Origin of the sequence: Prevotella sp. MA2016, from assembly GCF_000619825.1 — a bacterium.
In the GTDB taxonomy this organism is placed as follows: Bacteria; Bacteroidota; Bacteroidia; order Bacteroidales; family Bacteroidaceae; genus Prevotella.
Map to the genome: position 1 here is coordinate 1 of NZ_JHUW01000013.1, position 22,030 is coordinate 22,030.

Here is a 22,030-nt window from a genome sequence, read left to right on the forward strand (position 1 = left end):
ACGGAGATAGTCTGATAGGCTTTGCCTCTTTTGCTTTTTCTTTAACATAATACACCCCGAAAGTTTTTTGTCTAACTTTCGGGGTGCACTTCAACTTGGCGAGGGATATTTTGTTTTTATTTCTTGGTGAAACTACTGAAGTAATCCATACATACTTTCTGCCATTCTTTGGCATTCTCCAGTTGGTGTTGCAGGCGTGCGTCCACCTCTTGCCAGCGTTGCTCGTCGATGTTGGGTTTGACTTCGTTCCAGATGCGGATAAAGTCCTCCACCTCTTTCACGCCACGGGCATAGCGATAGTCCATCTCTTCTAGTACCGTGCGCCCGCTCTTCAGGCGGTAGCTCCATGGCACGCGGTGGAACCACAGCAGATAGCGCTCAGGACAGGTGTTGATGTTGTCGTACAGTGTGCAGTAGGGTTCGCGATACTGTGCGGTGGCATTCGAACCGGTATGAGTGCGGTTGAAACCGATGCTGTCGTTATTGGCCTGGTGGTAGTAAACGGGGCACCACTCATAAGGTACGTGTGGGTTGTAACCATCTGGCTCTGGTCCGTAGTGCTCATCGAAGGCGAAGATATGGTGCAGTCCGATAGGCATCATGTAATCCACGCAGGCTTCGCGTGAGCGCAGCATCATACTGTGCAGTTGAGAGTTTACACTGTCAAATGTCTGGTTAAGCCATTCGTTGGCAATGGTCTCACTGGTGAGATTAGGGTTCCATGCCAAGCGTCCAAAGGCATACCAGTTGGCCTGTGAGAAGTGGTGCCCGCACCAGTTCTTGTCCAGTCCGATGTTAGCAACACCTGCTATGCCTACTAATTTCTCGGGTGCAACAAATCCGAAGAACTCGCGCCACATAGGAGCTAGGTAGGTAAGATGGCGCGACTGGCCTAAGTATTCCTGTGTGATCTGCAACTCGGCCATTTGTTTTGTGTTTTTAATCTGATCGAAGATAGGAGCGTATGGTTCGCGTGGTTGGAAGTCCAGAGGACCGTTCTTTGACTGCAGGATTACATTGTCGCGGAACTGACCATCCAGATTGGCAAACTCTGATACAGCCTGCTTTACGCGGTCTTCACCTTTGTGAGCTGCACCATATACAAAACTGCGCCACATGATGATGCCGCCGAATGGTTTCACGGCATCGGCTAGCATGTTGGCACCATCGGCATGCGTACGTTTGTAGTCGAATGGACCAGGCTGACCCTCTGAGTTGGCCTTCACCAGGAATCCGCCAAAGTCAGGAATCTGTGCGTATATCTCCTTAGCTTTAGCTTTCCACCAAGCCTTAACCTTCGGGTTCAGTGGGTCGGCCGTCTTGATGGGCTTACCAGCATTGAATCCCTTGGCTGGGATTGTCATGGGCGATGCAAAGTTAACCGAGAGATACACCTTGATGCCATAAGGTCGCAGGATGTCGGCATAAGTCTTGACCTTGTTGATATATTCTGCCGATAGCATCTTGGGCGATGCGTTTACGTTGTTTAGCACAGTGCCATTAATGCCGATAGAGGCATTGGCTCGGGCGTACTCCTTGATCAGTTCTGCATCGATAGGTGCACTGGGATCCTCTACGAAGATGGTGTGCCCATGGAATTTCCTTTCACCTGCCTTGCCCTTCCAGAAAATCGACAGACCGGCATAGCCACGCTCGATGGTACCATTCAAGTTGTCCCAGTGGTTCAAAATGCGCAGTTTGTAGAAAGGCTTACTGCCAGTGGTTTCACCACGGAGTAGGGCATAGGCGCCATAAAGCAGTCCGATTTCGTTCTTAGCTGCTATCACCCCATTGCTGATGCTATAGGCATCCTGCTCCATATTGGCATCCAGCTTCAGGGTTACATCTTTTGTACTGTAGGTTCTCAGCTCCTGAGCAGCTAGGCACTCAGGTCCTGTAACCTTTGCTTTGTTGATAGGTTGTTGTCTCAGCCACAGTTTGTGACCATCCTCAGCCTTTGCCATCCCAGCAAAGACAATTGCCATTACGAGTAATGTTAGTTTCTTCATATTATTGATAAATTTTGTTGCAAAAATACAAATAATTCTCAATTCTCAATTCTCAATTATCAATTATTTTGTACCTTTGCACCAAATAAAAAAATAAAAGATACAAAATGAAAAAAGTTAAACTACTGATTACTGCTTTATTGCTCACTTTTTCCCAGCTGATTCAGGCTGGTGATTTTACTGTTGGTAACAAAACATTCCTGCTTAATGGCGAGCCTTTTGTTGTGAAGGCTGCCGAGGTGCATTATCCGCGTATCCCTCGTCCTTATTGGGAGCATCGCATCAAGATGTGCAAGGCTTTAGGTATGAACACCCTCTGCATCTATGTGTTCTGGAATATCCATGAGCAGCGCGAGGGACAGTTCGATTTCACCGATAATAATGATGTGGCAGAGTTCTGCCGTCTGGCTCAGAAGAATGGTATGTATGTGATTGTCCGTCCTGGTCCTTATGTATGTGCTGAGTGGGAGATGGGCGGTCTGCCTTGGTGGCTTCTTAAGAAAAAAGATATACGCCTGCGCGAGCGCGATCCTTATTTTATGGAGCGTGTGAAAATCTTCGAGCAGAAGGTTGGCGAGCAGCTTGCTCCCCTCACCATCCAGAATGGCGGTCCTATCATTATGGTGCAGGTAGAGAATGAGTATGGCTCTTATGGCGAGGACAAACCCTATATCTCTGAGATACGCGATTGCCTGCGTGGCATCTATGGCGACAAGCTGACGCTGTTCCAGTGCGACTGGAGTTCAAACTTCGAGAGAAACGGTCTCGACGACCTGGTTTGGACTATGAACTTCGGTACAGGTGCTAATATCGACCACGAGTTTGCGCGTCTCAAGCAGTTGCGCCCCAATGCCCCTCTGATGTGCTCAGAGTTCTGGAGCGGCTGGTTTGATAAGTGGGGTGCCAATCACGAAACACGTCCAGCCAAGGATATGGTAGATGGTATGGACGAGATGCTGTCGAAGAATATCTCGTTCTCGCTCTATATGACCCACGGCGGTACTTCGTTTGGCCACTGGGCAGGTGCAAACTCTCCCGGTTTCGCACCCGATGTCACCAGTTATGATTACGATGCTCCCATCAACGAGTATGGTGGTACAACCGAGAAGTTCTTCCAGTTGCGCAAGATGATGCAGAAGTACAGCAGGAAACCGCTGCCTGCCATCCCTGCACGCCCTGCTAATATGATTAATATCCCTGCTTTCGAGATGCGCGAGCATGCTGATATCCTGTTGGGTGCCGACAGTCTGGTGATGAACAGTCCGCTGCGCACCATGGAGGAGTTGAATCAGGGTTGGGGTTCGATGGTGTATATCACCTCGCTGCCTGATATCGATACTCCCAGTGTACTTACACTCAATGATGGACACGATTTTGCACAGATATTCATCGACAGTACCTATATAGGTAAGATTGATCGTGTGCGCAACGAAAAGAGTATCCTGTTACCTGCCGTTAAAAATGGTCAGGAACTCAAGATTCTCATCGAGGCCATGGGCCGTATCAATTTTGGTCGCGCCATCAAGGATTATAAGGGTATCACCGAGAGTGTCACCCTGTCGGCCGATAAGGATGGTCACGAGCTGGTATGGAATCTCAAGCGTTGGAATATCTTTACCATTCCCGATAGCTATGCCGCTGCCCAGAAGGCCCTTGACACCGCTAAGCGCGATTCGCTGACCAAGATGGTGTTCAAAGGCTCTGGTTATTACCGTGGCTATTTCAATCTCAAGAGGGTAGGCGATACTTTCCTGAATATGGAGAACTGGGGTAAAGGTCAGGTGTATGTCAATGGTCATGCCGTTGGACGTTTCTGGTCTATCGGTCCTCAGCAGACCCTCTATGTGCCCGGTTGCTGGCTCAAGAAGGGCAAGAACGAGGTGATTGTGCTCGATGTCGTTGGCCCTTCTACCAAGGCTTTCTATCTCTCCAAAGATCAGAAGCGCCTCTCACCTTGGCTCTTTGCTCAGAATAAGCCCGAACTCGATAAATTGAATATTGAAAAATCGCGGACACATAATAATCCTGGTGATAAGCCGGATCTGAATTCGGCTACTCCCGTTCATGTTGGCCAGCTGGCTGCAGGTAATGGTTGGCAGATGGTACGTTTTACAACCCCAAAGACAGGCCGTTATCTTGCTATTCAGGCCTTATCTACACACGAAGGAAAGGACGTTGTATCCGTTGCCGAGCTCTATGCCGTTAATGTCGATGGCGCACGCCTGAGTCGTGAGCCTTGGACCGTGAAATATGCCGATAGCGAGGAGACAAAACGTGGTAATAATACTGCTGAAAAATCTTTCGATTTGCAGGAGTCAACTTACTGGCGTACCGAGCGTGGTGCAGCCCTGCCACACCTCATGGTCATCGACTTGGGTAGCGAGCAAACCATCACAGGTTTCGATTATCTGCCACGCATGGAGGAAGGTGCCCCCGGTAGCATCAAGGATTACAAAATCTTTGTATATTAAAATAAAATGGGTGAAAAAGTTGTGCGTTTTAAAATAAATCAGTATCTTTGCACCCGTTTTAAAACTGAAAGTATTTTTTTGAAATGAAGAGATCTCTATTGGTATTATCATTGTTGCTCACCACCCTGTTGGTGCAGGCTCAGATGAGCGACATTCAGGTGATGCAGTATGTCCAGCGCGAGATGAAGAATGGCGCATCTCAGTCGCAGATTGCTACTAAACTCATGCAGAAAGGCGTTACCATGCAGCAGTTGCAGCGTGTGCGCAGTCAGTACGAAAAGTTGAACGGCACCTCAGCGGTGCGTTCATCAGGTTCAACCACCGATCAGCTCACAGCCGATAGCCGTATGCGCGAGAGCAACGGTGCTGTGCGTGTAGATGCTGATGGTTATGAATTGTATGTACAGAAGAATGGTAATTATTACGATGATGAATTCGAAACTACATTCTTGGATAATACTCGTCAGAGGGTTTATATTCCTGATTCAGCGAATACCATCAATGGCAAGCGTGTGTTCGGTCGTGATATCTTCAATAATAAAGCCCTTTCATTCGAGCCAAATATGAACATTGCAACACCTACCTCGTATATTGTAGGTCCTGGTGATAAGGTGTTCGTCGATGTATATGGCGGTTCTCAGAAGTCAGAGCAGATGGAGGTAGGTCCCGATGGCTCAATTGTTGTTACCGGTTATGGTCCTATCCATATTGCAGGCATGTCTGTTGCTGCTGCCAATGCTAAGATTAAGCAGACCCTTGGCAAGCGCTATAGCAGTTCAAAGATTCGTATGACGTTAGGTCAGACCCGTACCATCATGGTCAATGTGATGGGTGAGGTGATGGCTCCTGGTACTTATACCCTTTCTGCCTTTGCCAGTGTGTTCCATGCATTGTATATGGCAGGCGGCGTGAATAGCTTGGGTACGCTTCGTGATATCAAGGTGTTCCGTAGTGGTCGTCAGATTGCTTCTGTCGATATCTATGATTATATCCTCAATGGCAAACTCTCTGGCAATATCCGTTTGGCCGAGAACGATGTTATTATGGTTGGTCCTTATCAGAATATTGTAGATGTGGCAGGTAATGTCAAGCGTCCTATGGTCTACGAGATGAAGAAAAACGAGAGTATTGCCACGTTGATTAAATATGCAGGCGGTTTCACTGGCGATGCCTATAAGAAAACGCTACGTGTCAATCGTGTGGCTGGCGATAAATATTCTGTGTATAATGTCAACGAGTTCGATATGTCGAGCTTCCGTTTGCAGGATGGTGACTCGGTTACAGTAGGTAGTAACTTGCATCGCTACGAGAATATGGTTGAGATTGATGGTGCCGTTTTTCGTCCCGGTCAGTATAGTCTAGGTGGTGATGTAACAACAGTAAAGAGCTTGATTGATCAGGCAGATGGTCTCACCGAAGACGCCTTTTCTGGTCGTGCTGTATTGCATCGTATGAAGGCAGATCGCACACGCCGTGTTATCTCGCTTGATATTCAGGGTATTCTCGATGGTACTGTTGCCGATGTACCTTTGGAGAATGAAGACGTACTCACTATCGCTTCTAAGCAAGAGAAAACCAATGAACGTACTGTTACTATCTACGGTGAAGTTTTATATCCCGCCACTTATGAGTATGCTGATGACGAGTCAATCGAAGACCTGATTATCCAGGCTGGTGGCCTCACTGATGCAGCTTCTACTGTCAAGGTTGATGTGTCGCGTCGCATGATTGATCCCAAGGCTACCGAGGATTCGCCTGAAGTTGCCAAGACCTTCTCTTTTACTCTGAAAGACGGTTTTATAGTTGATGGTTCTAAAGGTTTTACGCTGCAACCTTACGACGAGGTATATGTCCGTAAGAGTCCTGGTTATATGCCTCAGCGCAATGTTAGCGTGCAGGGTGAGGTGCTTTTTGCTGGCACTTATCCGTTGTCGCATAAGAATCAGCGCCTTAGCGAAGTTGTTAAGGCTGCCGGTGGTGTTACCAAGGAGGCCTATATCCGTGGTGCACGTATCGAGCGTCCTATGAACGACGACGAGAAGTTCCGTCTGAATCGTATTCTTCAGTTGGCAAAGGTACAGAGTGGTGCTGGTTTCGATGCCAATAAGGTCGAGCAGGATAGTGTTTACTACGTGGCTATCGAACTCGATAAGGCACTGGCTAATCCCGGATCTGACTATGATGTTGTTCTCCGTGAGGGCGACCGCATCATCGTGCCCGAGTTCAGCGGTACCGTTAAGATTGATGGTAATGTGATGTATCCCAATACCGCAAGCTATAGTGCAGGTAAAACTTATAAGTGGTATGTCCGCAATCAAGCTGGAGGTTTTGGCTTAAATGCCAAGAAGTCTCGTGCATTCATTCTCTATCAGAATGGTGCTGTTAAGAAGGCTAATGGTGCTAAAATTGAACCTGGTTGCGAGATCTTTGTTCCCAGTAAGACTCGTTCTGCCAACGATAAGATTGGCATGATTGCTAACCTTGGTACCTCTCTTGCCACCATGGTTACCATGCTGGCCACAGTTACAAACCTGATAAAGACATTCTAACGTAATATGGAGCAGAATCAACAGAATCAGATAAATCCCCAGGTTCGCAAACCTCAGCCCATTGATTTTGGTGCCATCGGTCAGGCAATTAGTAAAAATAGAAAACTTTATTATATTGTTTTAGCTATTGCCTTTGTGGTGGCTATGGTTATTACTAAGTCTATCCCCACTTACTATAAGTGCGAGGTGATGTTGGCGCCTGAAGCAAGTAGCGGTGGTAATAATATGGGGCAGTTAGCCTCTCTGGCTAGTTCTTTAGGCGTGAGCCTTGGTGGCGGTGGTAGTGCTAGTGGCGATGCCATTACCCCCTCTCTCTATCCCGACTTGATGAAGAGCACTGACTTCAAAACGTCTTTGTTTCCCATTAAGGTGCATGGAAAAATGGATAAAACATCCATGACCTATTATGATTACTTGAAAAATGAGTGGAAGACTCCCTGGTGGGAAGATTTCTTTGGTTTGATGGCACCTGAGAAAATGCAGGATACCCTGGTGAATAATTTCGAACTTACAGGTGAGCAGGCACGCATTGCAGGTATGATTATGAAGAACGTGGTTTGTAAGATTGATAAGAAGACCAATCTGATCTCAATCAGTGTTACCACACAGGATCCTTATATAGCAGCCCTGTTGGCTGATTCTGTTCAGGCTCGTTTGCAGGGTTTCCTCACCGATTATCGTACAAAGAAGTCTCGTCATGATCTCGAGTATGCTGAGATGCTGCTGCGTCAGGCAAAGAAAGATTACGAGCATGCTCGTCAGAAGTATGTCGAGTTTGTAGATGCCAACCAGGAACTCGTTTTAGAGAGTATTCGTCAGAAACAGACTGATTTGGAAAACGATTTGCAGCTGCAGTATAATAACTACAATACGCTGAGTGCCCAGGTTCTGGCATATAAGGCAAAGGTTCAGGAGGCAACTCCTGCTTTCACTACACTTCAGCGTGCCACGGTTCCTTTAGGGCCGGCCGGTCCTAAGCGTCCTCAGATACTGTTAGTGAGCTTGTTACTGGCAGCTTTGTTTACTACTATTTGGGTTCTTTATAAAGAACATCAGTTCAAAACGTTATTGGGCTTGTCATAATAACTGCATCATTGTAAAATAACGGAAGATGACGAATAATTTTTGGATAAAGCGTCATTTTCCGTCTTTTTATTTGGTGATGTCGCAAAATTCTCTTATCTTTGCAAGCGGAAAAGGGAAATCGATTTCTTTAAGTTCCCAAGTACCATGTAGTTAATAAACGTAAATTTTTCTATAACGTGCTGATTTACTGCATTTTGCGCTTGTCAGCTCGGAGTATTATTTTTGCGCTTAATCGTTCGTTTTTTAAGATGGAAGTTGTTAAAACATCAATTGATGGAGTTGTTATTTTAGAGCCACGTGTCTTCGAGGATGCTCGTGGTTATTTTTTCGAATCCTTCTCTCAACGAGAGTTCGATGAAAAGGTTGGTACCATTCGCTTTGTCCAGGACAACGAGTCCAAATCAAGCTATGGTGTGATTCGTGGTTTGCATTTTCAGCGTCCCCCATTCACTCAGAGCAAACTGGTTCGCTGTGTAAAAGGAGCAGTGCTCGATGTCGCAGTAGATATTCGTCAAGGTAGTCCCACATATGGACAACATGTGGCAGTTGAGCTTACAGAGGACAATCATCGCCAGTTTTTTATTCCAAAGGGTTTTGCTCATGGTTTTTCTGTGCTGTCAGAAACTGCTGTGTTCCAATATAAGTGCGATGAATTCTACCATCCCGAGGCTGATGGTGGTATCAGTATCATGGATGAAAGCTTGAATATCGATTGGCACATCCCAACTGATAAAGCAATCCTCTCTGACAAAGACACCAAGCATCCTTTTATCAATAATTTCGATAATCCATTTAAATATTGAGATTTTCAGCCCATTTCAAAAATTATTAATTCATAATTAAATGAATATTGGTATCATACTTCAGGCCCGTTTGGGGTCGACACGTTTGCCAGGTAAGATTCTTAAAGAGTTCTACGGAGGTAAGACGTTGTTGGAAATAGTGATTAGTAATTTGCAGAAGATTAGTGACACAAAGATTATAGTTGCCACTTCTGTAAATCCAGATAATGACGAGTTGGAGACGTTTTTAAAAGAACGAGGAATAATAGTTTTTCGAGGCTCTGAAAATGACGTGCTTAGTCGTTTTATAGAAGCTGCTGATGCTAATAGTCTTGATGGTGTCGTGCGTATATGTTCTGACAATCCGTTCCTGAGTTGGCGAGGCGTTGAAGACCTAATTAATAAAGCCAAATGCAGCGATGCAGACTACATTGGTTTTAGAATCAATCATATGCCTTCTATCAAAACCCATTTTGGTTTTTGGGGGGAATATGTCAAACTTGATGCTTTGAAACGTGTTAATGCGACTACTGACGATAGTTTAGCCCATGAACATGTGACTATTCATATTTATTCTCATCCAGATGATTATAAGTGTGAATGGATAGAAGCACCCGAATTCCTTCAAGGAAGAAATGATATCCGTTTGACAGTAGATAATCTTGAGGATTTTGAAAATGCCCAAGAGGTTTATACTACATTATTCGAGGCAAATCCCAATTTCGGGCTTGCAGACGTAGTGAAGTATATTGACTCAAATGTTGATTTGCAAAAATCAATGAAAGCGATGATAGAAAATAATCAAAAGTGAATAGTGTAATGATTACCAAAGGAGAAACTTATATAATAGGCGAGATAGGACAGAATCATAATGGCTCTGTTGATATAGCAAAATTGATTGTTGATTTGGTTTGCCGACCAGTTAAGGAGGAGGTTTTTGGACTTGACCTCAAGCCAATCAATGCAGTAAAGCTTACTAAGCGTGATCTGAATGAGGAACTCTCTGCTTCTCAGATGAATAGAATATATGATAATCCAAATTCTTTTGGTCACACTTACGGTGAGCATCGAGCAGTTCTGGAATTGTCAGACGAGGATCATTTGGAAGTTTATAAGTATGCGAAAGAAAAGGGCTTGGATTTCGTGGAGACTCTTTGTGCAAAAGGGTGCCTGTCACTGCTAAAGCTTTTCTCGCCTGACTATTTAAAGGTGGCTAGTCGCGATCTTACCAATTTGCCTTTACTGGCAGCTATGGCGGAAACTAAAATCCCTATCATCCTTTCAACAGGTATGGCTGGTAAGAAAGAACTGGATGATGCTCTTGAGATTATAACGCGCTATCATAATGATATTACCATTCTTCACTGCGTAAGTCAGTATCCAACAGAGCCGGATAACCTCAATCTTAATACGATTCTTTATTTGAAAGAAAATTATCCTCAGTACAGAATAGGATTCTCTGATCATACAATAGGTATTTCAGCACCTATAGTGGCTGTAGGTATGGGGGCAGAGGTGATTGAGAAGCATATCACCATTGACCGACATATGAAAGGCACCGATCAGAAAGGCTCTCTTGGTCCAGATGGTGTCAACCGTATGGTTCGTGATATCCGTATCTGTGAGCGTTGGCTTGGCACCAAAAGTCTATATATAGATAAGAGTGTTGCAGGTTCAAAAGAAAAATTGGAACGTTCCATCGCTACGCTGCATGATATGAAAGCTGGGGACATCATAAAGGAGGAAGATCTTCATATGCTCTCTCCTGGAGATGGTTTCAAATGGAATCAGTTGAATGAGGTTTGTGGCAAGAAATTGCTTGTTGATATTCCGAAAAATGAGGTTATCTATCCCAACCAAATTGTATAATGAAGCAGAAATTACCGAAGCTGATATTAACAGACATTGATGGTGTTTGGACAGATGGGGGAATGTACTATGACGGGACAAACTTGGAGCTGAAGAAGTTTCATACCTATGATAGTGCTGGAATACTTTTTGCTCACCATATGGGTATTCCTGTCGGAATTTTGACAGGGGAAAATACCGAGATAGTGCGTCGCAGAGCGGAGAAATTGAAAGTTGATTACTTGTATCTTGGAGTTAAAAACAAACTTGCGATAGCACAGGAGCTTTGTAAAGAACTGCAGATAGAACTTCGCGATGTAGCTTATATCGGTGATGACCTTAATGATATGGTTTTATTGAAACAGGTTGGATGGGCAGGAGTACCCATATCAGCACCAGAATATGTCAGATCGTTAGCTTCTGTTCAGCTAGAAAAAAGTGGTGGTGATGGAGTCTTTCGTGAGTTTGTAGAGACCATATTTGGTAAGGATATCATCTTATCTATAGTCAATAAAGTCGTGCTGGATAGACAGTAATTTCATTTGTACTATGATGTCCGTTGCTTCTTGGAATGTGCAGGATTATTATTAATCATCTGTTAGAACATCCCAAAACAAAGGATTTGTAATGTGTCTTATAGTAATTTATGTCAAGCGTAAAAATTATAAAGGACTCTCTTTTTTACGGTCTCGTGCCCAAATTAACTATTTTTATCAGCGTTTTTACACTACCGCTGATAACGCCTTTTCTGACGACTTTTGACTATGGTATTTCTGGGGTTTTGGCATCGTATTCGAGTTTTATGATTGCCGTTTTGCCATTGGGATTGCATGTTCATCTAGCAAATAGTTTCTTTGAACTGCCAAGGCATTACAATTTAGTGTGGGGGAGAGTGCTATATTTGATGTTATTATCATCAATCCTTTTTGGTTTTTTGAACTTTCTTATCTTGTCATTGACGTTACCAATACACTTCTCTTTGAAGTTGTTGTTGTTAAGTGTTGTGGGGTCAATACCGGTTTTGTGTACGACTAATTCTGTACTTGCTAACCATTTGTTCCCTTTATTGCAAAAACCTCAACCTCTTGTACTGACAAATCTTTTAGGATCGGTCGTTAGTCTTGTTCTTTCTTTCGTCCTGATTTATTTTTTTCGTCTTGGTTATTGGGGGTTGATTGTACCAAATGTTCTTTCTGGACTGATTGTATTCTTTCTTTTTGTTAAGTTCATTTGGATAGATTATAATATAAAGCCTATTGTTGATCATAATATTAAGAGAATTGTATGGATGCTGAAAATAGGCCTTCCACTTGTGCCTCATGCCTTGGGATTTGTATTTCTGACTAGTTCTGCAAGAATTGTGATGAGCCAATTGCATGTGTCATATGATGAGATTGGACTTTTTAGTCATGGGTGTACAATGGGCGATTATGCAGTGATGGTCACTACAGCCTTGATTACAGCCATATCACCGAACATTCAGCGAGCTTATAGAAGTCATGATTATACCAGATATAGAAAATTGTATTATTTGTGCCAGTCTGTCGCTTTTGTAACTTCCATCCTTGTTTGTATTTGGATTCCTGAAATCTATGGTTTCCTTATCAAGAATGTTGAGTTAAGGCAGTCTTCTTCTATTGCTAGTATAATGTGTTTCTCAAATGTAGTATTTGCTTTCTATGTTTTCCAAAGTACCCCCGTATTTATAGAAAAGGATACATTTCAGTTACTTTGGTTGGTTTTTGTGCCTGGATTGTTGAATCTTATTTTGTGTTTTGTTGGTATTCCTATCTTCGGTTACCGAGCAGCTATTTATTCTACGATTATTTCATATTGGAGCCAATTGTTTATACCATTTATAGTTAGTTATTACCATAAGAATGTAAAAATGTGGTTGGGTAATCTGAAAAAGTTGGTAGTTGTGTTCTTGGTACTGTTATCCGGTTTAATAGGCGCTCAGTTTGTATCGGGGATTCCTCAGTTATATAAGTTGTTAATTACATTACTTATAGCTATCATATTTTGTCTAGTTTACAAAAAGAAGAAGATGTTTGAGTTAGTTTAGTGTTTTTATGAGTAAAAAATTATATTATAGTGCATGTTCTATTGCGGTACCTCATATAGGTGTCATAATTGATGATATTCTTACAAGTAAGAAAAGTGGTGATGAAGTTTTTTGGTGTTACTGCCATTGTGCTTTGTCCTCTTGTTTTATGAATCTTAATGGCGCTCCAACTTTCTGTAGTTTTTGTCATTCAATGTATCGAAAATACAAAAAGGAGTATGCAAAGGACATAAATATGTTAGCCATTGATAGAGAAAAGTTTAATCATGTAGAGCATCAGTGGCAATTTGAGAATCTGGATCAAGTTAAAAAGCTTAAGTATAGAGATGTATATGTTGGCGACTCTATATTGTCTTTGTATTTTTCTATTACTAGAGATCTTGATGTGGTGAGATTTGATGAATTCAAATCTTATGCTTTGCCGCTTGTGGATGAGATTTGTGATTTTGTTGATTATGTGTATGAGTTAATTGATAGAATAAAGCCAGATGAAATCATTTCATATAATGGGCGTTTGTTTGAAAATCGCCTGTTTTATGATATTTCTAAGATACTGAAGATTGAGTATACTGCCTTAGAAGTTGTTGGGGGTATTGTTGAGCCTTATAAAAAACAGACTTTCAAAGGAGATTTACCTCATTCTATTGTTCTGAATACTCGAAGGATTGAAAGTTTGTGGTCTAATTCTCCTTTGTCGGACGAGCAGAAGAATGAAATTGCATCTTCATTTTATTCACGTCGTCGTGGAGGAGAATTAGTTGCCGATGTCGCTGTATATACTTCCTCGCAAAAAAGAGGTCTATTGCCATCAGGCTTTGATCAAAGAAAAAAAAATGTTGCAATTTTCAATTCTTCTCAAGATGAGATGGCTGCTCTTGGTGGTGAATGGGAGCAGGGTAAACTGTTTTCTACTCAGTACGAAGCTATTGAGTATTTGTTGAAGCATACTGATTCATCAATTCATTATTATCTACGAGTTCATCCCAATCTTCGTGGAGTAAATCATAAAGAACACTTGGATTTGTATAAACTTAAGAGTTATAATAATATTACAATTGTTCCGCCGGAGAGTGATGTTAGTACCTATGCACTTCTGGATTCTTGTGAAAAGGTGATAACATTTGGTTCTACAATGGGGGTAGAAGCTACATTTTGGGGAAAGCCATCAATACTGTTAGGACGTTCATTATATGAGAATCTTAATGCTTGTTATACGCCTAAAAATGTCGATGAATTAATCTCTCTGATTGAAAAGGATATTCCTGCTAAAGATCGTTTAGGTGCAATTAAGTATGCATATTATTTGCTTGATAGGCAATATAAGATTGATAAAAATATCATAGATGTTGATGTTACGTATAAGAAGTGTAGATGGGTTTTCCGTTACGCATCTTACCTAAAAATATGTGGCTCACAACTTTTGTATCAACTTGCCTACTGGGTTTATTGTATTATCCTTCCTAAATTTTGTAAAGGAAATGGGCGCTTCCCATATTAATAGATTACCAATTTGAATGATGACTTCTTTGATTTCCATAATTGTTCCCGTATATAAGGTTGAAGCGTATCTTGACGAGTGTGTTCAGTCACTTGTAGATCAGACTTATGCGAATCTGGAGATAATCTTAGTGGATGATGGTTCGCCAGACCGATGCCCTCAGATGTGTGATGAGTGGGGGCGAAGAGATTCCCGTATTAAGGTGATACACAAACCAAATGGTGGCCTCAGTTCGGCGCGCAATGCAGGTCTGGACGTCGCTCAAGGAGATTATATCAGTTTTATTGATAGTGATGACTATGTTGACCGTTTGATGTACGAGAAACTATATGAGGGAATAAATAAGTATCCTAATGTTGACATATGTTCAATTAAGTTTCTTAGGCTTACAGATGGTTATGTTGAACCTTATAATAAGATGTGGGATAAAAAAGAAGAGGTTTTGGTGAAAAGTGAAGATTTCGGTGTGTTCACCATCCTTCAGAAATCTTGTCATGCGTCAACAAATAAATTATATCGGTCATATTTGCTTAAGGATGTTCGCTTTCGCGTTGGCAAAACTAATGAGGATACCCTTTTTATGTATGATTTGTCGAAAGTTATAGAAAGTAAGCACGTTAATATGTTGGAATTGCCTTATTATGCATATTATTATCGTATGCATGAAGGTAGTATATGTAACAGTATAAGTGCTCCTTTGGAAATATCATATATAGAAAATTTGAATCAGATATATAATGAGTCAAATAGTGCCCGGATAAGGAATGCTGTCTTACACATGAAAAATCGTTCAATTTTTTTCTTGTGTTCCTCACTTGCCCAACCTGAAATGAAAGAACTGTATAAGTTGTATTTTGAGGATTATAGATCAAAATTGAAGAATGTATTCTATTCTGATATTAAGGAGCCGGAGTATGATTCTCCTAATCTTAAGTATGTTTTCGCAATGATTAAGTATGCTCCTTGTCTTTATAGATTGTTGTGCAAAATTAGAAAAACCTCAGATGGTATTTAATTCATTTTCTTTTTGGATTGTTTTTCCCTTCATCTTTGGGTTATACTGGCTGATTCCTGTTAAGTATAACCACTGGCGTAAGCTGTTTCTTGTCATTGTGAGCTATCTGCTTTATATGAACTGGAAACCAGCCTTTGCCTTGGTGCTTCTTGGTGTTACTCTTGTGACATACTGGGGAGGCCAAGTTTTACAAAGTGAAGGTTTTACGGTTCAAAATGTTCAAGAATCTGAGCGTTTAAAGAGAAATAGGTTAGTTTGGCTGTTTGCGATATTGGGGCTACAACCATTATTGGCTTTCAAATACTATAATTTCTTAAATGATAGTTTAACAGAAGGGCTTGCTTCAATAGGTTTGAAGTTTGCAATGCCAGGGCTGAATTGGGCAGTCCCTATAGGTATTTCTTTCTTTACTTTCCAGGCTGTTGGCTATATGCTGGATGTGTATCACGGAAGGGTGAAAGCAGAAAAGAATCTGTTGGACTATATATTGTTCGTTTCATTCTTTCCTCAGATAACGTCAGGCCCCATCAGTACAGCAAAAGAATTGATGCCGCAGATTAAGGTTTCGCACTCGTTCTCATACGAGCAGGGGAGAGACGGATTGAAACTGTTGCTATGGGGCATGTTTGTGAAAGTGGTTATTGCAGATAGGGTTGGAATGTTGGTGGATACTGTATATGGGAACTACCAATTCTATTCGGGAAATATATGCATGCTAGCCAGTTTCTTCTATACAATACAGATTTACTGTGACTTCGCTGGCTACTCCTGGATGGCAATAGGTATTGCCAAGACATTGGGTTTTGATTTAATCAACAATTTCCGTCAGCCATACTTCGCTACAAGTATTACTGATTTTTGGAAACGTTGGCATATTTCATTAACCCGTTGGTTAACTACTCATGTGTATATTGGATTAGGAGGAAACCGTTGTTCAAAACTTAGGCTGTATTGGAATATTATGGTAACATTTCTGGTGAGTGGGCTTTGGCATGGCGCAAACTGGACGTTCGTGTTCTGGGGCTTCATACATGGAATTTTACAAATTATCGAAAAGATTTTAGGAATAGATCCTAAAGGAAGATATTCTGATACTCGATTTATAAAGAGTCTGTCCTTGGTGCGAGTCCTTGTCACATTCATATTGGTGAATATAGCTTGGATTTTCTTTAGAATGCCAACTATCGGTGATGCTTTTGATGTGATAGGTAAAATGGTTCATGATAGAGGCTCTTTGAATATTGTGGATATATATACTGGATCCGCCCCTGTATTTATTGTGATAGTAGGCATTCTCTTATTAGTATTACACGATCTTGTTAAAGAATGTGGTTTAAAGTGGTCCTTCTTGAGAAAACCTGTATTTCAATGGTGCTGGTTTATTATTCTTTTTATATTAATTATGGCTACAGGTGTTTTGGATGGAGGCCAGTTTATCTATGCTAGTTTTTAAGCTATGAAGAAGTATATTATTAGAATAATTGTTTTCTTTGTGGCTGTTGCCTTAATTGATATCATCTTCGGTAAGTGCTTTGATTATATGTATGATCATTCCAAAAGCGGAGATGCACGTAAGATTAACTATGCTATTAAGGAATGTAATGCCGATGTCTTAATTATGGGCTCGTCAAGGGCGCATCATCATTATAACCCTCAGATATTGTCAGATTCTTTAGGTTTATCTTGCTTCAATTTGGGCATGGATGGTAGTGGCATTATACTGATGGATGGTTTCTATCGATTAATAACGCAGAGATATATACCCAAATACATCATTTACGATTTGACGCCATTATTTGATTTGTATCAATATTCTGCTGATGTTAACAATACAAGGTATTTGGCTCAATTGAAGCCCTATTATCGTGAAGATTGTTTAAAACAGCTTTATGCTGATGTTGATGGTCTTGAAAGGATGAAACTGTATTCAGGATTTTACAGATATAATACTACGTGTTTACACCTGTTCCGTTCCTTTTTTGGGCATGAAACATTTGATGGTGATGGGTATTTGCCGTTAGATGAGGTTATGAAAGATGCTAAGTCAGTTGATAGTAGCACCGACAATGAGATTGATACTGTAAAGATTAAATATTTGAAACAATTTATACGAGATTGTAAAGAGAATAAAACGCAATTGATTTTTGTTGTGTCTCCTAGATTTGGGGTCACAAACAGTCTTTGGTTGCAACCCGGTTTTGATATAATTTCCCGAGAGGGTGGTTGCAAAATCCTTAACTACTATTGTGCGTATGAATTTGCGTCAAATAATGAGTATTTTAGAGATTCTTTTCATATGAATAGAGAGGGAGCAGATAACTTTACTAAAAAGATTGCTCATTTGATAAAAAAGATAATAGAGAATTGAATTAATTGTAATACAAAAACGTTTGTATAATTTGTGATAAAGATGAATAACCCCAAGATAATAGCTTTATATTTACCGCAATTCCATCCTTTTCCCGAAAATGACGTATGGTGGGGGAAAGGTTTTACAGAATGGACAAATGTAACCAAAGCAAAACCTCTGTTTAGAGGGCATTATCAACCTAAATTGCCAGCAGACTTGGGCTTTTATGACCTTAGAGTGTCAGAGGTCCGAGAGGAACAAGCTTTATTAGCGAAAGAGGCTGGAATTTATGGTTTCTGTTATTGGCATTATTGGTTTGAAGGGCATGAGTTGATGGAGCGTCCTTTTTGGGAAGTTGTTAATAGCGGGAAGCCTGATTTTCCCTTCTGTATAGGTTGGGCTAATGAAACCTGGAAATCTAAAATGTGGAATAAGGACGGTTCGTTGGGAGCTGGTACTAAAACACTAATAGAACAAACTTATAGTGAGGAAGATGATGTGGCCCATTTCAATGCTTTGCTGAAAGCATTTAAGGATTCTAGGTATATTTTGGTTGACGGAGCTCCATTGGTGTTTGTGCACAGGGCTTCTGATTTACCTGAGCATACCATAAGGATATGGAATGAACTGGCAAGGGAGAATGGTTTTCCTGGCATACACTTTGTTGGTAGAATTACTTTGCTGGAAAACTATGAGCAATCAAAAGAATTGCTTCTTAAAAGAGGTTTCAATGCTGTCACGGTTTCAAGATTGGGCTCTTCTGCTTTGAAAGAGTCTTTTTGCGATAAGATACTGAGGAAAATTTGGCAGGTCTTAAGATATAAAGGTTGTACTCATTTGATTTCATATAGTCAGGAAATTAAAACACTTTGTGATCCGGAGTTTGATTCGAATGAAGATGTATATCCGGCTATTTATCCCAATTGGGACCATAGTCCACGAAGTGGAAGAAATGGTTTTATTATAGTTGATAGTACTCCGGATTTGTTTGAAAAGCATGTTGCTCAGGTTTTGGATGAGGTTAAGAGTAAAGAGCCTGAGCATCAGATAGTTTTTATCAAATCTTGGAACGAATGGGGAGAGGGTAATTATATGGAGCCAGATTTGAAATATGGTAAGGGCTATTTGGAAGCGCTTTCACGGCAGATTGAAAAAAGTAAGGTATGAATAGAAAATATCATGTGAGTTTAATTTTTCGCATGAAAAATGCTGATTATAGTATAGAAAAGGTTTTTAAACCTTTACAACCTATTTTTGATAAGCATTTTGTTGTTGATGATTGTTATGTGCCTTACTATAAGGTTTCATTATGGTCGATTATTTCTAATATGTGGTTTGCCTTTTGTCATAGAAAGGATATAAACCATATTACGGGGGTAATGCATTATTGCGCTTTACTATTGCCGAAAAAGAATACCATTATCACCATACATGACATCAATCTTCCTGGAGCAGGACTGAAAAGGAAAATCCTGATGTGGCTGTTTGTGCAGCTTCCTGTAAAAAGGGCTAAATATATAACATGTATAACAGAGGCTACAAAACGCGAACTTTTGGATGAATGTCCTAAAGCATCGGATAAGGTGTTAGTTATATATAACCCAATATCTCCAGAACTCAAATATAGCAAGAAAGAATTTGATGTAGAAAATCCTCGAATCCTGCATATTGGTACTCGTGCGAATAAGAATCTTGAGAGAGTTATTGAAGCATTGAATGGTGTGAAATGCTGTTTGGTTATTGTCGGACAATTAAGTAATATTCAAAAGTCGTTACTGAAAGCAAATCACATTAATTATATAAACAAGTTCAGACTTACAGATCAGGAAATTTTAAGCGAATATGTTTCTTGTGATATAGTGTCCTTTCCTTCTTTGTATGAAGGTTTTGGTATGCCAATCATTGAAGGGCAGGCTATAGGTAGGCCTGTTTTGACGTCTCATCTGGCGCCAATGACAGAGATATCTGGTGACGCAGTGTTATATGTAGATCCTAAGAGCGTGAATTCAATACGTCAGGGATTCCTGGAAATAATAAGGAATGAGAGCCTCAGGAAGGATATAGTGGCTAATGGACTGAATAATGTGAAACGTTTCGATGCCGACGTCATTGCAAAGAAGTATATGGCCTTGTACAATATAATATTATCTAAAAAGTAGCCCATGTATTATATAGTCCTCTTTATATTGATAATGTTCAGCGCCATTGAGGTGATGTCTGGTAAAAGAAGTGAGAGATGGTTTAATGTTTCTTATTTCTTAATGACTGTGATGGCGACATTTAGATACGGACAGATGGATGACTATTTTAATTATTATATTAATTATGAGCATCCCGAGGTATATGGGCTTATTGACCCCTTATTTGGCTTGTTGATTGGCTTGTTCAAGTTATTTGGTATTGGTTATCCTGTATTCATCGCAGTATTGTCATTGGGATGTATGCTCTTGTCTTATCGCTTCTTTCATAAAGATTGTGGATATAGTTGCATAAGTTTGTTGACGTTCTATGGATACACCTTTATGATGTGTCCGATGAGTTCTATACGTCAGGGTATATGTTTGGCCATGCTGATGTTTATGTATCCTTGGCTCAAAGAGAAGAATAATAAACGCTTCTATTCCTGGGTGATTGTTGGTTGTTTTATCCATTTGTCTTTTATTGTTGTCCTGATTTTACCTTGGTTGCTGAACTTGAGGATATACAATAAAGCTTATATTTTATATGTGGCTTTAGGGTTGACAGCATTTGCTCTTGTCGGTATAAGTGTTACAGCATTCTTACCGTTAGACCGACTGGCTACTTATGAAGAGGGTGAGGGAGCAAGTATTTTTATCCGCATGGCATTGCGTATATTGATAATCTTTCCCGTTTTTTTGCTTGAACCAGAAGAGGATACTGATGGCTATTATGCTAAAGCTATTTGTTTAATAGGATATGCGATTTACTGTGTTTTGAGCTTCAATGACCTTGTGGCAGGAAGATTGGAATTCTATTTCAGAACATTTATTTGTTTGTATGTAGCATTTCTTGTACAGAATTATGTTCGTACATCGCGTATGTTGGCCAATTTAGGATTGTTGATGTTTGTCCACATATTTCTATGGTTCAAGAATATTGATGCGGCTATTGATAGAATGAACTATAAAGAAGGTATAACTGTATTCAATTATCCATATATTTCGGTTTTTGATAAGTCGGAATTGAGTGAATATTCTGGTATTGATACTTACGGTCTTGAATAATTGCAAGAATAATGATCATATGTGTATTGGCCACGGTTTCTTATGAAACAGGTGCATTGACAATATATAAGCAGTTCCTTAAGGCACTGGAGCAATTTGGGGGCAGAAATGAATGGCATGTCTTTATAGCTGATGGCATGCCGAATCCTGTTATCCAAAATGTTTCTTACCATGTATGCCATACCAAGGGATTGGGAAGAATGTGGTTTGACTTTGTTGGATTTAAACAGCTAATTAAGAAGTTAGAAATAACACCTGATGTGGTGTTTTCTTTACAGAATACAGGGGTGAGGTGTAATGCTTCGCGTTATGTTGTTTATTTCCATCAGGCCCTGGCGTTATTTCACTATAAAGTGAATTTGAAAAGCCAATTTGCAAAGACATATTTGTTTTATCACTATTTCTATCCATTATATATTAAATCACTGCTTAACAAAAACACGTTCATAGCAGTTCAGACCAACCAGATAAAGAATGGATTCTCTAAAAGATTAGGATTCCCGAAAGAACGGATAGGGCAATATTTCCCAGAAACGGATAAAATAGATGGTTCATGTCTGGATAAATACGAATATGCAAAAGGATTCTATAATTTTATCTATCCTGCGACGCCTTTTGAGTTCAAGGAACATATCACAATTGCTTATGCCTTGAAAGAGGCCTATAAGTTGAATGCAGAATTGGCTAGGAATATAAGAATCCATTTTACTTTAGAGCAAGGTGAGTTACCTGTGATGGACTCTTTTATCAAGCAAAACCATTTAGAAAGCAACTTCGTTTTTCATGGGCGAATTCCCCATGAACAATTACTTTCTATGGTAAATAGTTCTAATGGACTGTTATTCCCAAGTATGATAGAGACACTGGGCCTGCCTTTGCTTGAGGCAGCATCGTTAGGTGTGCCTGTTATTGCTAACGATTTGGAGTATGTGCACGAGGTGTTGAGTGGGTATGAGGGCGTAAAATATGCAAGAGTTCATCAATATGATGATTGGGCAAAACAGATTTTGTCTTGTTGCTCTCAACAATGCTATACTCCTTATTCATTGCCAGAAGATAATTCTTGGGAGCGATTAATGAAACTGATAACAGAAGGTATAATAGAATAATAA

17 protein-coding genes are annotated in these 22,030 nt (G+C 40.6%); 16 read left to right on the forward strand and 1 reads right to left on the reverse strand.

Features of this window, described 5'->3' with window-relative positions; translation table 11 throughout:
* Nucleotides 1–116 precede the first annotated feature (116 nt).
* Nucleotides 117–2,009, reverse strand: coding sequence for an alpha-glucuronidase (locus tag T360_RS0110270; RefSeq protein WP_028912707.1), 1,893 nt, complete (start codon nt 2,007–2,009; stop codon nt 117–119).
* Between the two features lie 107 nt (nt 2,010–2,116).
* Between T360_RS0110270 and T360_RS0110275 the strand changes: the two genes are divergently transcribed.
* The 16 genes from T360_RS0110275 (at nt 2,117) to T360_RS0110350 (ending at nt 22,027) form a co-directional block, all read left to right on the forward strand.
* Nucleotides 2,117–4,480: a beta-galactosidase gene (locus T360_RS0110275; protein WP_028912708.1), complete on the forward strand. Its 2,364-nt coding sequence runs from the start codon at nt 2,117–2,119 to the stop codon at nt 4,478–4,480.
* Nucleotides 4,481–4,563: 83 nt separating this feature from the next.
* Nucleotides 4,564–7,029, forward strand: a complete 2,466-nt coding sequence (locus tag T360_RS0110280) for an SLBB domain-containing protein (RefSeq protein ID WP_028912709.1) — start codon at nt 4,564–4,566, stop codon at nt 7,027–7,029.
* A 6-nt stretch (nt 7,030–7,035) separates the two neighbouring features.
* The gene (locus tag T360_RS0110285) at nt 7,036–8,112 is read left to right on the forward strand and encodes a chain-length determining protein (RefSeq protein WP_028912710.1); all 1,077 of its coding nucleotides are present in this window, start codon (nt 7,036–7,038) and stop codon (nt 8,110–8,112) included.
* A 251-nt stretch (nt 8,113–8,363) separates the two neighbouring features.
* Nucleotides 8,364–8,918: a dTDP-4-dehydrorhamnose 3,5-epimerase gene (gene rfbC, locus T360_RS0110290; protein ID WP_028912711.1), complete on the forward strand. Its 555-nt coding sequence runs from the start codon at nt 8,364–8,366 to the stop codon at nt 8,916–8,918.
* A gap of 40 nt (nt 8,919–8,958) precedes the next feature.
* Nucleotides 8,959–9,708 (forward strand): cytidylyltransferase domain-containing protein, encoded by a 750-nt coding sequence (locus tag T360_RS0110295; protein WP_028912712.1) that lies wholly within the window; start codon nt 8,959–8,961, stop codon nt 9,706–9,708.
* An 8-nt stretch (nt 9,709–9,716) separates the two neighbouring features.
* Nucleotides 9,717–10,766, forward strand: a complete 1,050-nt coding sequence (locus tag T360_RS0110300) for an N-acetylneuraminate synthase family protein (protein ID WP_036929468.1) — start codon at nt 9,717–9,719, stop codon at nt 10,764–10,766.
* Nucleotides 10,766–11,281, forward strand: coding sequence for an HAD family hydrolase (locus tag T360_RS0110305; RefSeq protein WP_036929469.1), 516 nt, complete (start codon nt 10,766–10,768; stop codon nt 11,279–11,281). Before T360_RS0110300 ends, T360_RS0110305 begins: the two co-directional genes overlap by 1 nt.
* A gap of 110 nt (nt 11,282–11,391) precedes the next feature.
* Complete coding sequence (locus tag T360_RS0110310) at nt 11,392–12,810, forward strand: lipopolysaccharide biosynthesis protein (protein WP_028912715.1); 1,419 nt, start codon at nt 11,392–11,394, stop codon at nt 12,808–12,810.
* A 7-nt stretch (nt 12,811–12,817) separates the two neighbouring features.
* Nucleotides 12,818–14,308 (forward strand): hypothetical protein, encoded by a 1,491-nt coding sequence (locus tag T360_RS0110315; RefSeq protein WP_155949501.1) that lies wholly within the window; start codon nt 12,818–12,820, stop codon nt 14,306–14,308.
* A 16-nt stretch (nt 14,309–14,324) separates the two neighbouring features.
* A complete protein-coding gene (locus T360_RS15170; RefSeq protein WP_081772774.1) occupies nt 14,325–15,323 on the forward strand; it encodes a glycosyltransferase family 2 protein in 999 nt (332 codons plus the stop codon).
* Nucleotides 15,313–16,776 (forward strand): MBOAT family protein, encoded by a 1,464-nt coding sequence (locus tag T360_RS0110325; protein WP_028912717.1) that lies wholly within the window; start codon nt 15,313–15,315, stop codon nt 16,774–16,776. The genes T360_RS15170 and T360_RS0110325 overlap by 11 nt, the downstream gene beginning before the upstream one ends.
* A 3-nt stretch (nt 16,777–16,779) precedes the next feature.
* Nucleotides 16,780–17,691: a hypothetical protein gene (locus T360_RS0110330; RefSeq protein ID WP_028912718.1), complete on the forward strand. Its 912-nt coding sequence runs from the start codon at nt 16,780–16,782 to the stop codon at nt 17,689–17,691.
* Nucleotides 17,692–17,733: 42 nt separating this feature from the next.
* Entirely contained in the window at nt 17,734–18,840 is a 1,107-nt protein-coding gene (locus tag T360_RS0110335; protein WP_155949503.1) for a glycoside hydrolase family 99-like domain-containing protein, read from the forward strand.
* Nucleotides 18,837–19,832, forward strand: coding sequence for a glycosyltransferase family 1 protein (locus tag T360_RS0110340; protein WP_051523518.1), 996 nt, complete (start codon nt 18,837–18,839; stop codon nt 19,830–19,832). Before T360_RS0110335 ends, T360_RS0110340 begins: the two co-directional genes overlap by 4 nt.
* Nucleotides 19,833–19,865: 33 nt before the next feature.
* A complete protein-coding gene (locus tag T360_RS0110345; RefSeq protein ID WP_197019304.1) occupies nt 19,866–20,918 on the forward strand; it encodes an EpsG family protein in 1,053 nt (350 codons plus the stop codon).
* 11 nt (nt 20,919–20,929) lie between these two features.
* A complete protein-coding gene (locus T360_RS0110350; protein ID WP_028912722.1) occupies nt 20,930–22,027 on the forward strand; it encodes a glycosyltransferase in 1,098 nt (365 codons plus the stop codon).
* The last annotated feature ends 3 nt before the right edge of the window (nt 22,028–22,030 follow it).

Coding starts and splice junctions, on each gene's coding strand:
- T360_RS0110315 (WP_155949501.1), top strand. CDS start 12,818: ATGAGTAAAAAATTATATTATAGTGCATGTTCTATTGCGGTACCTCAT.
- T360_RS0110325 (WP_028912717.1), top strand. CDS start 15,313: ATGGTATTTAATTCATTTTCTTTTTGGATTGTTTTTCCCTTCATCTTT.
- T360_RS0110305 (WP_036929469.1), top strand. CDS start 10,766: ATGAAGCAGAAATTACCGAAGCTGATATTAACAGACATTGATGGTGTT.
- T360_RS0110310 (WP_028912715.1), top strand. CDS start 11,392: ATGTCAAGCGTAAAAATTATAAAGGACTCTCTTTTTTACGGTCTCGTG.
- T360_RS0110285 (WP_028912710.1), top strand. CDS start 7,036: ATGGAGCAGAATCAACAGAATCAGATAAATCCCCAGGTTCGCAAACCT.
- T360_RS0110270 (WP_028912707.1), bottom strand. CDS start 2,009: ATGAAGAAACTAACATTACTCGTAATGGCAATTGTCTTTGCTGGGATG.
- T360_RS0110280 (WP_028912709.1), top strand. CDS start 4,564: ATGAAGAGATCTCTATTGGTATTATCATTGTTGCTCACCACCCTGTTG.
- T360_RS0110335 (WP_155949503.1), top strand. CDS start 17,734: ATGAATAACCCCAAGATAATAGCTTTATATTTACCGCAATTCCATCCT.
- T360_RS0110275 (WP_028912708.1), top strand. CDS start 2,117: ATGAAAAAAGTTAAACTACTGATTACTGCTTTATTGCTCACTTTTTCC.
- T360_RS0110300 (WP_036929468.1), top strand. CDS start 9,717: ATGATTACCAAAGGAGAAACTTATATAATAGGCGAGATAGGACAGAAT.
- T360_RS0110350 (WP_028912722.1), top strand. CDS start 20,930: ATGATCATATGTGTATTGGCCACGGTTTCTTATGAAACAGGTGCATTG.
- T360_RS0110340 (WP_051523518.1), top strand. CDS start 18,837: ATGAATAGAAAATATCATGTGAGTTTAATTTTTCGCATGAAAAATGCT.
- T360_RS0110295 (WP_028912712.1), top strand. CDS start 8,959: ATGAATATTGGTATCATACTTCAGGCCCGTTTGGGGTCGACACGTTTG.
- T360_RS15170 (WP_081772774.1), top strand. CDS start 14,325: ATGATGACTTCTTTGATTTCCATAATTGTTCCCGTATATAAGGTTGAA.
- T360_RS0110345 (WP_197019304.1), top strand. CDS start 19,866: ATGTTCAGCGCCATTGAGGTGATGTCTGGTAAAAGAAGTGAGAGATGG.
- T360_RS0110330 (WP_028912718.1), top strand. CDS start 16,780: ATGAAGAAGTATATTATTAGAATAATTGTTTTCTTTGTGGCTGTTGCC.
- rfbC (WP_028912711.1), top strand. CDS start 8,364: ATGGAAGTTGTTAAAACATCAATTGATGGAGTTGTTATTTTAGAGCCA.